Genomic DNA, 13,015 nt, shown 5'->3' with positions numbered 1-13,015 from the left:
GTGGCGATCTCGTTCACCAAGAAGAACAAGGTGTTCACGCTGCCGCCAGTGCATGCGCCTCTGTTCGACACCCATGCTCACCTGCGATCGTTTTGGGGTGAGGATAAAGATCCCGTCGAAGTGCTCGTCCGCGCGCACGAATCGGGCGTGCGCGAGTTGATGACCATCTTCGACCCCATCGCTGATAAATCGGAGGAGACTCCCGACGCCCTGGCGTTCTCCCGTTGGTTGCATGGGGTGATCGATGCCGCCGCCGATCGTGGTGCCGAGGTACGCGTTCGCTACTTGGTGGGCGTCCATCCCTACGGGACGCTCGATTATGCCGACGAGTTGCATGCACAGGTCGCAGCCGCGCTGGATGACCCTCTGTGCGCGGGTATCGGTGAGATCGGCCTGGATTATCACTTTGATGCAGATGACCAGATCGAGGCGGCTCCGCACGCTGCGCAGATGAACGTCATGGCGCGTCAGCTCTCGCTTGCCGTCGAGCGCAACGTTCCTGTTGAGCTGCATCTGCGCAACGACTACGGCGATGAGGCTCGCACGGCCCATGCCGATGCGATCTCCGTGCTCGAGCGCGTGGGCGTGCCCACCGCGGGCTGCGTGCTGCATTGCTTTGGCGAGGATCGAGCGACTATGGAGCGTTTTCTTGCGCTTGGGTGCCATATCGCCTTCGGCGGTGCCGCGACGTTCAAACGCAACGACGCCGTGCGGGAGGCGTTCGCCGCTTGTCCGCTTGACCGCCTGCTGTTGGAGACCGATTGCCCCTATATGGCGCCCGAACCCATTCGCGGCCTGGAGTGCGAGCCGGCGATGATTGCCCAGACTGCCGATGTCCTCATATATGACCGCGCCGACCGCACGGGCGAGTTGCCCGACGCGGTCGCCACCGCGATTTGGAATACCTCGAACGCCCTATTTGGAGGTCGCCATGAGTAGGAAATCGAAACGCGATATGACCCCCGAGGAGCTCGCCGAGCTCAAGGCAGAGGACGAGCGCGCGATGGAAGTCGCCCGGGAGCTGCGTGCCCGCCGCGAGGCGGTGCAGGGCCCGGCGCCCATCGATCGGGATATCCACGCCTCCTTGCCGCTCACGCGCGTGTTCTACCCGCTGCTTGGTTGCACAATCGTGGCGTTCATGGTGTCGCGATTCGCGGCGAGCATGGGGATGCCGGAGCTCGAAACGGTGACGAGCACGGCCGCCACGCTGTTGTTCCTCACCTCGTTCATCGTGTGGTTCGTCTCGCGTCATCAGGCCAAGAAGCTCACGAGGGAAGCGCGCGGCGAGTAAGTTCGCTTGCCGAATCTTCTTCATGCACGGGCCGGCCGGGGATGTTCGTTCCCTGGCCGGCCCGCTTGTTGAAAGGTATGGGCGCCGTTGCCCTGTTACGCGTTCCATCCGTCGATGGAGAGCGGGTCAGGCATGGTGGCGTATATGCGCTCCTCAGCTGTGGGCGGCTTGCCCTCGAAGAGGCGCACGAGGCGATCGAGTTGGACGGCAAGCCACTCGAGAAGATTGGGGGGTTCGAGTTCGTTGGTCGTTGTGAGCTCGACGGACCCGATGGTCTCGCCGTTTTGGGTGTAGGTGACCGACCCCGCGGCAGTTCCCGCCGCGTGTTTGCCGCGGAGCTCGTCGACTTCGACCTTCTGTTCGATGGGTCCGCCGAGCGTGAATACGCGCGCGGCTGCGTCTGCGTCGGCGAAGGTGAGGTCCATGAGTTTATCGGACCAATCGACGCAGGCCGCCTCGGCGGCCAGGGGCACGCCCCCGACCTGCTTGGGGCTGGTGGCAAAGGGAAGGTTGGCAAAGTGCCCATAGTACCAGTTCGCGAGGGTCAGCGTATCGTTGAAGCGCCCCTCGTCGCCCTTTGACCCGAAGAGCGCGATATACACCTCGCCCTCGGGCTCGCGCGAGAACGTGCACACGAAGCACTCGCCCGCCTCGTAGGTGCTGCCTGTCTTGCCTCCAAGGTTGCCATCGCGCCCGAGGATCTTGTTGCGCACGGTGAGGGGCAAGGAACGCGCGCTGCCGTCGGCTGAGGTGACGTGCATCTCGGTGGCGTCGCTGCAGGCAAAGGAGCGGAAGGCCTCATTGTGCCATGCTTCGGCCCAGATGCGCGTGACGTCGTGCGCGGTGCTGTGCAGATTGCCGACCCAGGCGCCGAAGTCGAGGCCGTGGGGGTTCTCGAACAGCGTATCGGTGCAGCCGAGTTGGGCGGCGCGGTCGTTCATGGCCTTGATGAAGGTCCCGTACGGGTCGGCGCTGGCGGGGTCGATCTTGCCGCCGACGTGCGTGGCGATGGCGGTGGCCACGTCGTTGCCGCTCATGACCATGAGGCCGGTAAGCGCCTGTTCGAGCGTGAGGGTGTCGCCTTCTTTGAGGCCCACGCAGGATTCGCCCACCGTCGCGGCGGCGTGATCGACGGTGAGGGTCTCGGATGGATCGCAGTGGTCGAGTGCGACGAGCGCGGTCATGACCTTGGTGGTCGAGGCGATCTTGATGGGGGAATCGGCTTCGCGCTCGTAATACACGGATCCATCGGGGCGCATGATGATGGCGTGGGTTGCCAAGATGTCGGGCATCTCCTCGATGGCGAGCCCGCGCTCTTGCGCCGAAGTTCCTAGGACCAGGTCGGTCAAGAGGGCATCGGCGTATGCGGGTTCGACGAGGATTGCGAATAGGACGAATGCGGCGGTGAGGACTGTCCCGAGCGCGGCTGGAAGAGCTTTGTTCATGTGTTCCTTCTGTCTGGGGAATTGAATGCAGTATACGCCTCGTGCCGTTGGGACATCGTTTCGAGTCATGTGGTGCCTCGATTTTTACGACTGTGGTCAAAAACTTAATCCATACAGTATGTGGGGCTGTATGCGAGTGACTTGGGACGTCGATTTGCGGGGTGCCGCGTTGCATAAGGGGGCGGAGTTGCGCCTTTGCGGCCGCGGCGAACGCAAGTTGAGAGCTCAGGGTTCGTCACCTTAAGACAGTGCGACTGTATGAAGTTGAATTATGACCATCCATTCGATGAGAGAGTACTTATCTTATGCTTAACGCGGTTGCAAGGAGGTGCGTCGGCGTGGTCTTTTCGCCATAATGGACGAGACGGAAAGGAGCACATCGTGGATACGCCTCGTATTCTCGTCGTGGACGACGAGAAGACCATCACCGACCTCGTGGGGATTTACCTGCGTAATGAGGGATTCGATGTGACGCTGGCGTATAACGGCGCCGATGCCGCCCGTCTCATCTTGGAGCGGGAGTTCGATCTCGCCGTGCTCGATATCATGCTTCCCGATGTAGACGGCTTCGAGTTGCTCCGCACCATCCGCACCGAGCGCACCTATCCCGTCATCATGCTCACCGCCCGCGACAGCCAGTCCGATAAGATCGAGGGCCTTACCCTTGGCGCGGACGACTACATGGTCAAGCCCTTCCGCCCGCTCGAGCTCGTGGCGCGTTGCAAGGCGCAGTTGCGCAGGTACACGCGGTACGGTAGCCGCGAGCAAGCGGCCCCCGTTGAGGATGCGGGTCCGATCATCTCCTTCAACGGGCTCGAGATCAATCGCGATGCCCGCACGGTCACCGTGGACGAGAAGTCCGTGCGCTGCACTCCGCTCGAATACTCCATTTTGCTGTACCTCGCTGAGCATCGCGGCCATGTGGTGCCAGTCGAGGAGCTGTTCCGGGCTGTGTGGGACGAGGAATTCATGGCGGGTTCGAACAACACCGTCATGGTGCACATCCGCCACCTGCGCGAAAAGCTGGGGGATGACGCCCAGAACCCGCGCTTCATCAAGAACATCTGGGGCGTCGGGTACACCATCGAGAAGTGAGTTCCGATTGGGGGCTACCGCTTCGCGGATAATCGTCGTGCCCGTATCCCGAGACATCTCAAAATCGAGGCGAAAGCAGGGTAGATGAACACTGAGAAAAAGAGATCGGCGCACCAGCAGCACGCGCCGGTGAACCCCATGACGGGGCTGCCCAATGACCGTTCGGAAGCGCCGCGACAGGCGGGCGCCGCGGATGCCCCCAATATCGATGCCTCGGCTGCCCCTGCTGTCGGAGAGCGCTTCTTCACGACCTCGAACGATTCGATCGACGAGGTCATCGCCAAGCTGCGAATCCTGCTCGACAGCCGCCTGCTTTCCTTGGTCGTGTTGGTGCTTCTCTCATTTGCGGTCATCGCGCGTGAGAGCTTTATCGCGTTCCTCATCGCGATTGTCGTGGGCTACATGCTTACGGACCGCTTTGTGACGGTCCGCCGCGCGGTGACGCTCGGCGGCTCCGCTTGGTTCTCCGTGATTTTCTTCGGATCCCTGCTCACGGCTCGTGCACGACCGTTGTTTGTCGATATAGATTACCTGTTCATGTTCTGCGGCTTCTTGCTTGCATGCGCGGTGTGCGGCGTCTTCTTTGTGGGGCGTGCGCTGTATTATGCCGGCTACGACCGCGGGCAGGCTGCCGCGGATCGAGTCATCGCCGGCCACCTTGTTGACCGCCTGATCGACAACCCGCAGGATGTGGATAACCTCGACGGAACCTTCCTGGAGGTGGAGGGTGCGATCAGCCGCGTGCGCGACCAGGAGCGCCAGGTCGCCGACGCCCTGCGCGATGAGGCGCGCCGCAAGGACGATTTGGTCACCTACCTCGCCCACGATCTCAAGACGCCGCTCGCCAGCGTGGTGGGTTACCTCTCCCTGTTGCAGGAGGCTCCCGACCTGCCTGTGGAGCAGCGCTCTCGCTTCACCGGCATCGCGCTCGACAAGGCGCATCGCCTCGACGCGCTCATCGAGGAATTCTTCGACATTACGCGTTTCGACTTCCACGACATCGTGCTCACGCGTGGCTACGTGGACCTTTCCCTGCTTCTCGCGCAGGTTGCGGACGAGTTCTATCCCACCCTCGCCGAACAGGGCAAGCACGTCGAGGTCGACGCGCCGCTGAATCTCACGGTCCTCGTCGACGGCGACAAGATGGCCCGCGTTTTCAACAACGTGATGAAGAATGCGATCGCCTACAGTTACGAGGGCTCGACGATCCACATCGAAGCCGTGCGCGGGGAGGGCTCGGTGACCGTGCGCTTCGAGAACCAGGGCGACCCGATTCCCGCCGCCAAGCTTGGGACGATTTTCGAGAAGTTCTATCGCCTCGATGCGGCGCGCGCGACCAACCGCGGCGGCGCCGGCCTGGGCCTCGCCATCGCCAAGGAGATCGTGACCGCACATGGCGGAACCATTGCGTGCGAGTCCACCCCCGAGTGCACCGTGTTCACCATCGTCGTGCCCGCGTGACAAAAGCCCAATTGCGAAACCTCAATTTGGGGACTGTCCCTCAAATGAGGGGTTGCTTTGTCAGCGTTTGATATGCCGGCGCCGTTTGATGAGTTCGGGCTTACACGCACCTTACATGTGGTTCACGGGTGCCTGAAGTGCGGGTCGTACCATGCTGAGAGCTATGAGCAAGAATGCGAGGAGGCTCGAAGGTGGACTACACGCCCGAGGATAGCGCCCAGACGATGGCGCGCGCGGCCGAGGAGGCTGCCTTGCGCGAGCGGGGTGACGTGCCCATGGTCCCCGCCGGTGCGGGGAGCGAGGTCGCCCCTGTGCACAAGACGCGTATCTCCGTCGAGAACGTGAACCTGTACTATGGCGACCATCATGCGCTGAAGGACGTTTCGATCGATATTCCCGAGCGCGAGATCACCTCGTTCATCGGGCCGTCCGGCTGCGGCAAGTCGACCTTGCTGCGTTGCCTGAACCGTATGAACGATTACGTGAAGGACTGCCGTGTCGAGGGCTCCATCAAGCTCGACGGCCGTGACATTTACGCCGATTACAACACCACGCTGCTGCGCCAGCGCGTGGGCATGGTGTTCCAGCATCCCAATCCGTTCCCCATGAGCATCTACGACAACGTCGCCTACGGACCGCGCGGCGCCGGCGTGAAGAGCCGCAGCGAGCTCGATGCGCTGGTGGAGGATTCCCTGCGTCGCGCCGCCCTGTGGGACGAGGTCAAGGACAAGCTCAAGGATTCCGGTCTGAGCCTGTCCGGCGGCCAGCAGCAGCGCCTGTGCATCGCCCGCGCCATCGCGGTACAGCCCGAGGTCTTGCTTATGGACGAGCCCACCTCTGCGCTCGACCCGATCTCGACGGTCCAGGTCGAGCAGCTCGCCATGGAGCTCAAGCGCGACTACACGCTCGTGGTGGTTACCCATAATATGCAGCAGGCCTCGCGCATCTCCGACTCCGTGGCATTCTTCCTGCTGGGCGAGCTCGTCGAGCACGCGCCCACCACGCAGATGTTCAAGGCTCCGCGCGATCAGCGCACCGCCGATTACCTTACCGGTCGTTTCGGTTAATCGAGCAGACCGGACGTGCGTCCCGCATCCGGTGCCCTGGTGCCGCGCGCGGGGCGTACACCGTTGTATCGGCGCGGGACGGTCAAGACCCTCAGCGGTGCCGTCCAGTGGGTAGAATTGTCGAAACGGTCGAGGAGGTATCGTTCGCATGATTTATTACGTCGAAGATGATGACAACATCAGGGGCCTGACCCTGTACGCCTTGCGCCAGCAGGGTATCGAGGCAGAGGGTTTCAGCTGCGACAGCGAGTTCAAGGCCGCCGTCGCCCGCCGTGTGCCCGACGCCGTGCTCCTCGACATCATGCTTCCCGATACCGACGGCCTCGAGATCATGCGCCGCTTGCGTGCCGACCAGGCGACCGCGACGGTGCCCATCATGATGCTCACCGCGAAGGACTCGGAGCTCGATAAGGTCGTCGCCCTCGACGGCGGCGCCGACGACTACCTCGCAAAGCCCTTCTCCCTCATGGAGCTCACGAGCCGCTGCCGCGCCCTGCTGCGCCGCGGCGGCATGATGAGCCGTCCCGCCCCCGAGATGCTGAGCGTGGGTGGCATCGAGCTCTCGCCGAGCCACCGCGAGGTTCGCGTGGATGGCCGTGAGCTCAAGCTCACCCTGCGAGAGTTCGATTTGCTTGAGTACCTCATGCGCAAGCCCGGTGTCGTCTTCACGCGTGAGTCGCTGCTCCAGAGCGTGTGGGGTTGGGATTTCGATGGCGGTTCGCGCACCGTCGATGTGCACGTCCAGACCCTGCGCCAGAAACTCGGTTCGCATGCCGATCGCATCGAGACGGTTCGCGGCGTGGGCTATCGCCTGGTCGATCGTGCCGCGGCCGATGAGGCCGTTGCGGATTCCGCCGAATGAGCAGCCATCAGTCGCTGTCGAGGCGCGTATTCGTGACCATCCTGGGGATGTCGCTCACGACCATCATCGTGTTCGCCCTCGCCCTTACCTTGATCGTACAGCAGCGCCTCGTCCATGCGACGAGCGCCGAGCTCGCCGACGAGGCCCGTGTGGTCGCGGCTTCGCTCAACAGCGCCCCCAGCCATCTCACCATGCTGCGTCGACTGCATTTGGAGAACATCCGCGTCACCCTGGTCGATCCCGATGGCGATGTCCTGTTCGACAGCGATACCGACGCGAGCAAGATGGAGGACCATGCCGACCGTCCCGAGATCGAGCAGGCAATCTCGACAGGCTACGGTTCCGCCGAGCGTTCGAGCACGACGCTGGGCGAGGTCATGCTCTACCAGGCGGTGCGCCTTGCCGACGGCAGTGTGGTGCGCATTGCCGAGGGAGAAGCGGGATACCTGGCCATCCTGGGAACGCTGTCTTTGCCCGTCGTCCTCATGGTCGTCGGTGGCGCCGTTGTTGCCGTCGTCGTTGCGCGGCGCGAATCGCATCGCATCATCGAGCCCTTGCTCGAGGTCGATCTCGATCATCCGCGCCGCAATGTCCAAAACGCCTATTCCGAGATGGAGCCCATGTTGGAGCGTATCGAGAGCCAGCGTCAGGAGCTCAAGCGCCAGATGCGCGTGCTGGCCGATAACGACCGCATGCGCCGCGAGTTCACCGCCAACATCACGCACGAACTCAAGACTCCGCTTACCACGGTCTCGGGATATGCCGAGCTCATCGCCAACGGTCTCGTGACCGACGAGGCGGATTTGCGCGACTTCGGACGCCGCATCTACAGTGAGGCGGGGCGTCTCACCTCGCTGGTGAACGACATCCTCACTCTTTCCAACCTCGACGAGGCCGAGCGTTCCGAAGGAGACTCGGCTGCGGCGGCCCTCGGCGCATGGGAGCCCATCGACCTCCCGCTCATGCTCGACGGAATCGTCCAGCGTCTCGAACAGGTCGCATCGCGTTCGGAGATCGATTTGGATCTGGATTGCGCGCCGGCCATGGTGACCGGTGTGCCCCGCCTGGTCGACGAACTCGCCTACAACCTGACGAGCAACGCCATTCGATACAACCACCCGGGTGGGTCGGTGACCCTCTCGTGCGGTGTCGAGGCTACGCCGGATTGTGATTTCCCCACGCCTTACATCCGGGTTGCCGACACGGGGATCGGCATCGCACCCGAGGAGCAGGAGAAGATCTTCGAGCGCTTCTACCGGGTTGACAAGAGCCGTTCCAAGGCGCGCGGCGGTACTGGCCTGGGCCTTGCCATCGTGAAACACGCCGCGTCGTACCACGGCGCCCGCATCGAGCTCGAGAGCGAGCTCGGCTGTGGCACCACGATCACCGTGCGGTTCCCTGCCCAGGAGCAGATCGAGGTTTAAGCCGGTGCGCGGGAGTGTTGCCCGTCCCGGGGGCTCGTTCATACCGCTTGCGCGCGGGTTGCTACCGTTGGGTGGCGGCTAACACGTTTCAGCTCGAAGCCCTTACCCGCCCGATGCGGTCCCTTGCGACTCCGTGCGTATACTGGCGCTGTGGCACAGCGTGAGAAAGGGTCTGCCTTGAAGTTCTTCATCGATACCGCGAACCTGGAAGAGATCGCCGAGGCGAAGAGCTGGGGATGCCTGGCCGGCGTCACCACCAATCCGAGCCTGTACGCCAAGACGGGCGGCGCCCTCGCCGACTTCGAGCCCCACATGCAAAAGATCGCCGAGCTCTGCAAGGGTCTGCCGGTGTCGGCTGAGACCACGGCGACGACGGTCGATGGCATGGTCGCCGATGGACGACGGCTCGCCGCGCTCGCCCCGAATATCGTCATCAAGCTGCCCATCTGCGAGGCCGGTCTGGCAGCATGCCGAATCCTGGCCGATGAGGGCATTCGCGTGAATATGACGCTCATCTTCTCCGCGACTCAGGCGTTGCTGGCCGCCAATGCCGGCGCCCGCTATATCTCGCCGTTCGTTGGTCGCTACGACGATATCGCGCTTGATGGCATCTCACAGCTCGCGGACGTGATCACGTGCATCAAGAACTACGATTGGTCCGGCAAGAACCCGGACGGCGTGGTCGAGATCATCACCGCCTCGGTGCGCACGGCCAACCATGTGGTCCAAGCTGCCCTGTTGGGCGCCGATATCGCCACCGTCCCCATGAAGGCGCTCAAGAAATGCCTCCATCATCCCCTCACCGATGCCGGCATTGCGACCTTCGAGGCCGATTGGGAGCGCGTCGCAAACGCGTGAGACGAGGGGTCGGTAAAGCGTCTCGCCGGTTTGGCGACCCAGTTGTGGTAAAGCGCTTTATCGCAGGTAAACACCCTTGTCTGCGAAAAAAATAGTTTTGAATTTACCGTCTGCGAGCGCCCTGTTCGCCGATTGTCCCGCTATGATTGTCGCGTACATTTATGCACCGCTCACCCACAAGGAGGCATCGTCCATGAGCGATGAGGAACTCATCCAGGTTGCCAATGAGGTCAGGAAGGGGGTCGTGATCGGCACGCACGCAGCGAAGTCCGGGCACCCCGGTGGTTCGCTCGGCGCCGCCGACATCATCACCTACCTCTACTTCGAGGAGATGAACGTCGACCCGGCAGACCCGCGCCGCGCCGACCGCGACCGTTTCGTGCTCTCCAAGGGCCACTGTGCTCCCGCTTTGTATGCGGCCCTCGCCGAGCGCGGCTTCTTCCCCAAGGAGGACCTCGAGTCCCTGCGCCATGTCGGCTGCCACCTTCAGGGCCACCCCAACATGAACGACACCCCGGGTGTCGACATGTCCACCGGCTCCCTGGGCCAGGGCATCTCGGCTGCCGTGGGCATGGCGCTCGCCGCCAAGCACTGGGGCGACGCCTATCGCACCTACTGCCTGCTCGGTGACGGCGAGATCGAGGAGGGCCAGGTCTGGGAGGCCGCCATGTTCGCGGGCAACCAGCAGCTGGACAACCTCTGCCTGATCGTCGACCACAACGGCCTGCAGATCGACGGCAGCATCGAGGAGGTCAACTCCGCGATGCCCATCGCCGACAAGTTCGCCGCGTTCAAGTTCCATGTGATCGAGCTGGCAGACGGCAATGACATGGCTCAGGTCCGTGCGGCCTTCGAGGAGGCCCGCTCCGTCACCGGCAAGCCGGTGTGCATCGTGGCCGAGACGGTCAAGGGCAAGGGTGTCTCCTTCATGGAGGGCCAGGTGGGCTGGCACGGTAAGGCCCCCAACGACGAGCAGTTCGAGCAGGCCATGGCCGAGCTCGCGAAGGAGGCTTAAAGCTATGGCAGACGAGAAGAGAATCGCCACCCGCGTGAGCTACGGCGAGACCCTGGTCGAGCTTGGCGCAGAGCACGACGACTTCCTGGTCTTCGACGCCGACCTTGCGGCTGCGACCCAGACGGCCAAGTTCAAGGCCGCCTTCCCCGATCGCTTCTACAACGCCGGCATCGCCGAGGGCAACATGATGGGCCTCGCCGCGGGCGTCGCAACCACCGGTCGCGTCGCCTTTGCGAGCACTTTTGCCATGTTCGCCGCCGGCCGCGCCTACGAGCAGATTCGCAATTCCATCGGCTATCCGCACCTCAACGTGAAGATCGGCGCGACTCATGCCGGCATTTCCGTGGGCGAGGACGGCGCGACGCACCAGTGCAACGAGGACATCGCCCTCATGCGCACCATCCCCGGCATGACGGTGGTCGTCCCCGCCGACGATGTGGAGGCCCGTGCTGCGACGCGTTGCGCCTACGCCACCGACGGCCCGTTCTACCTGCGTCTTGGTCGCTTGGCCGCGCCGGTGATCAACGATCCCGAGAACTATGAGTTCGAACTCGGCCGCGCCATCGTGATGCGCGAGGGCACCGACGCGACCGTCGTCGCCTGTGGCCTCATGGTCTCCGCTGCGCTCGAGGCGGCCGACGCGCTCGCCGCTGAGGGCATCTCCGTCGAGGTCGTCAACATGCACACCGTCAAGCCGCTCGACGAGGACACCCTGCTTGCCTCCGCGGCCAAGACCGGCCATGTGGTCACGGTCGAGGAGCATTCCGTCATCGGCGGATTGGGGGAGGCCTGCGCCGCCGTTCTGTGCGAGAAGAGCCCCGTCCCCATGCGTCGCGTGGGCGTGCAGGATGTGTACGGCGAGTCCGGTCCCGCACTCGAGCTGCTGGACAAGTACGGCCTGAACGCCGAGGGCATCGCCGCCGCCGTTCGCGAGGTGCTGGCCTAGCGGCTTCTTCAGTTTGTTCGCGGTATGCAATGCAACGCGGCGTCGCTCTGATCGCGACGCCGCGTTTTTCATAGGGTGAAAGCATTGCGTTCGCGGCAGCACGCCGGATCTGCCGATGGGGTGCGGTGGCTTTGGGACAGGCGGCTTTGGGGCAGGCGGGCGGCCTTGGGGCGGGCGGCCTTCGATGGGCTTTTGGCGCGATTGGCTCCAGGTGCTCGGTGGCTTTTTGCACGATTGTTAGAACTCGTTGCTGCCGTATGCTTTGATGGCGGGCATGAGTTGCATGCGCAGTAGCTTTTGAAGCGTGTGGTATCCGGTGACCCGAATGCGCTTCCGGATTCCCAATGCGCGAAACAGATCGGTGACGAGTTGCTGGAAGAGATGCTCATCAATTAGGTCTTCATACCAAACGTTCAGTATCGTGAAGCCCGATCCGACGATCTTATTCTGCCTTCGCGCGTCGCGTCCCGCCGCTTCGATCGAGTGGAATTCCTTGCCTTGATACTCCAGTCCGACACGCTGTCTGGGGAAGCCGATGTCGACGCGTCTTTGCCCTACGGGGGTTGCAACAGGGTGGTTCAGGGAGATGGGGCCAAGGCCAAGACCGCCCTTCGTTGTCGGCAGGGAAACGAGCATGGCCAGAATGGTTTCCATGGGGGAATTCGATAGGTCGTGTACATGCTTTATCAGGTTTCTAGCCCGTTTGATTCCGGGGACTCTATGGATGGAATTGATGAGTCTGCCGATTTTCTCGGTTGATGTGAGAGGCTCATCGATGCACGTGAGGCCGTCCCATGAATCGTCGAGAACGTAGGTTCCACAAAGCTCATATCCCAAGCAAATGATGTCGAAATCGCTCAGATCTTCATCTGCGCAAATCTGAATGAAGGTGAACTCGGGGCTCGTTACCCAAAAACCTTTGTCGATTTTAATGAGCGATCGAGGCGGAAGCGGGTGATAGCAAGCGACGGCATGGATGTCCCGCCGTGGGTTGTATCCGTGGTTGCCATCGACCAGGACATGGTAGGGTTGCTTGGCGACGCCGCGTGCGGTCATGTCGTCTTCCAGTAATTGTCGCGGCGGGACCATGAGTCCGGCGACCTTGCCGGTCCTCGGCTTATCGAGCAGCGTCGGGATGAGGCGCTTGCTCGACCGATATAGCTCAAGTGCGGAGGCGCCGCACGCGCAAACAATTCCTTCCATGCATAGACGATACATCCTTTTGGCCATGCTGGCCGATAATTGTAAGAGTGGTCAAAAAGAAGCCTTATACAGTGCTTGGTGCGGCGAATAGGGGGAAACGCGCCGAGCGCATCGGGGTGAAAGTCGCCTTATGCCGCTCATGGATGTCATAGTTTTGCCGAGAGTTGCGATTCGTGGGGGAATGCGCCCGCACGCAGGAGGTTTCACAAGATCAGACTACTGTATGAATGACTTATTTGACCGAAGTCGCCGAAATGAATAGTTGGCAGAAGGGTTTGCGGCCTGCGCGGTCGACAACTTGTGGAATGACTCATGAAAAACAATTGTGTCATCTGAATCTAAGTGATT

General features: G+C 62.4%; 12 protein-coding genes. 10 read left to right on the top strand and 2 right to left on the bottom strand.

Annotated elements, in window-relative coordinates:
- On the top strand, positions 1–939 hold the full coding sequence (locus COLINT_RS06730) for a TatD family hydrolase (RefSeq protein ID WP_233418404.1): 939 nt from the start codon (positions 1–3) through the stop codon (positions 937–939).
- Positions 932–1,291 carry a hypothetical protein gene (locus COLINT_RS06725; protein WP_006723702.1) on the top strand — a complete coding sequence of 120 codons (360 nt, stop codon included), beginning with the start codon at positions 932–934 and terminating at the stop codon, positions 1,289–1,291. The genes COLINT_RS06730 and COLINT_RS06725 overlap by 8 nt, the downstream gene beginning before the upstream one ends.
- Positions 1,292–1,386: 95 nt before the next feature.
- On the opposite strand, the gene COLINT_RS06720 is transcribed toward COLINT_RS06725, so the two are convergent.
- Positions 1,387–2,736 carry a D-alanyl-D-alanine carboxypeptidase family protein gene (locus COLINT_RS06720; RefSeq protein ID WP_006723701.1) on the bottom strand — a complete coding sequence of 450 codons (1,350 nt, stop codon included), beginning with the start codon at positions 2,734–2,736 and terminating at the stop codon, positions 1,387–1,389.
- 381 nt (positions 2,737–3,117) lie between these two features.
- On the opposite strand from COLINT_RS06720, the gene COLINT_RS06715 reads away from it, so the two are divergent.
- From COLINT_RS06715 to COLINT_RS06675, 8 genes are all read left to right on the top strand, one after another.
- Positions 3,118–3,831, top strand: coding sequence for a response regulator transcription factor (locus COLINT_RS06715; RefSeq protein WP_039910684.1), 714 nt, complete (start codon positions 3,118–3,120; stop codon positions 3,829–3,831).
- An 84-nt stretch (positions 3,832–3,915) separates the two neighbouring features.
- Positions 3,916–5,292, top strand: a complete 1,377-nt coding sequence (locus COLINT_RS06710; RefSeq protein WP_006723699.1) for a sensor histidine kinase — start codon at positions 3,916–3,918, stop codon at positions 5,290–5,292.
- A 173-nt stretch (positions 5,293–5,465) separates the two neighbouring features.
- Entirely contained in the window at positions 5,466–6,359 is an 894-nt protein-coding gene (pstB, locus tag COLINT_RS06700) for a phosphate ABC transporter ATP-binding protein PstB (RefSeq protein WP_006723698.1), read from the top strand.
- A 148-nt stretch (positions 6,360–6,507) separates the two neighbouring features.
- The gene (locus COLINT_RS06695; RefSeq protein ID WP_006723696.1) at positions 6,508–7,221 is read left to right on the top strand and encodes a response regulator transcription factor; all 714 of its coding nucleotides are present in this window, start codon (positions 6,508–6,510) and stop codon (positions 7,219–7,221) included.
- A gap of 32 nt (positions 7,222–7,253) precedes the next feature.
- On the top strand, positions 7,254–8,645 hold the full coding sequence (locus tag COLINT_RS06690; RefSeq protein ID WP_233418402.1) for a sensor histidine kinase: 1,392 nt from the start codon (positions 7,254–7,256) through the stop codon (positions 8,643–8,645).
- Positions 8,646–8,822: 177 nt separating this feature from the next.
- Positions 8,823–9,503, top strand: a complete 681-nt coding sequence (locus tag COLINT_RS06685) for a transaldolase family protein (protein WP_039910681.1) — start codon at positions 8,823–8,825, stop codon at positions 9,501–9,503.
- Positions 9,504–9,696: 193 nt separating this feature from the next.
- Positions 9,697–10,518: a transketolase gene (locus COLINT_RS06680; protein ID WP_039910680.1), complete on the top strand. Its 822-nt coding sequence runs from the start codon at positions 9,697–9,699 to the stop codon at positions 10,516–10,518.
- A gap of 4 nt (positions 10,519–10,522) precedes the next feature.
- A complete protein-coding gene (locus COLINT_RS06675) occupies positions 10,523–11,464 on the top strand; it encodes a transketolase family protein (RefSeq protein WP_006723692.1) in 942 nt (313 codons plus the stop codon).
- A 237-nt stretch (positions 11,465–11,701) separates the two neighbouring features.
- Here COLINT_RS06675 and COLINT_RS06670 read toward each other — a convergent pair whose 3' ends face one another.
- Complete coding sequence (locus tag COLINT_RS06670) at positions 11,702–12,667, bottom strand: PDDEXK family nuclease (protein ID WP_050750576.1); 966 nt, start codon at positions 12,665–12,667, stop codon at positions 11,702–11,704.
- Between the last annotated feature and the right edge of the window lie 348 nt (positions 12,668–13,015).

Origin of the sequence: Collinsella intestinalis DSM 13280, from assembly GCF_000156175.1 — a bacterium.
GTDB classification, from domain to species: Bacteria; Actinomycetota; Coriobacteriia; order Coriobacteriales; family Coriobacteriaceae; genus Collinsella; species Collinsella intestinalis.
The sequence above is the reverse complement of the archived record's forward strand: the minus strand, read 5'-3'. Positions and strand labels throughout refer to the sequence as shown.

What these genes read in the sequence shown, in the direction of transcription:
- COLINT_RS06725 (WP_006723702.1), top strand. Translation starts at nt 932, where the DNA reads ATGAGTAGGAAATCGAAACGCGATATGACCCCCGAGGAGCTCGCCGAG.
- COLINT_RS06720 (WP_006723701.1), bottom strand. Translation starts at nt 2,736, where the DNA reads ATGAACAAAGCTCTTCCAGCCGCGCTCGGGACAGTCCTCACCGCCGCA.
- COLINT_RS06710 (WP_006723699.1), top strand. Translation starts at nt 3,916, where the DNA reads ATGAACACTGAGAAAAAGAGATCGGCGCACCAGCAGCACGCGCCGGTG.
- pstB (WP_006723698.1), top strand. Translation starts at nt 5,466, where the DNA reads ATGCGAGGAGGCTCGAAGGTGGACTACACGCCCGAGGATAGCGCCCAG.
- COLINT_RS06695 (WP_006723696.1), top strand. Translation starts at nt 6,508, where the DNA reads ATGATTTATTACGTCGAAGATGATGACAACATCAGGGGCCTGACCCTG.
- COLINT_RS06680 (WP_039910680.1), top strand. Translation starts at nt 9,697, where the DNA reads ATGAGCGATGAGGAACTCATCCAGGTTGCCAATGAGGTCAGGAAGGGG.
- COLINT_RS06675 (WP_006723692.1), top strand. Translation starts at nt 10,523, where the DNA reads ATGGCAGACGAGAAGAGAATCGCCACCCGCGTGAGCTACGGCGAGACC.
- COLINT_RS06670 (WP_050750576.1), bottom strand. Translation starts at nt 12,667, where the DNA reads ATGGAAGGAATTGTTTGCGCGTGCGGCGCCTCCGCACTTGAGCTATAT.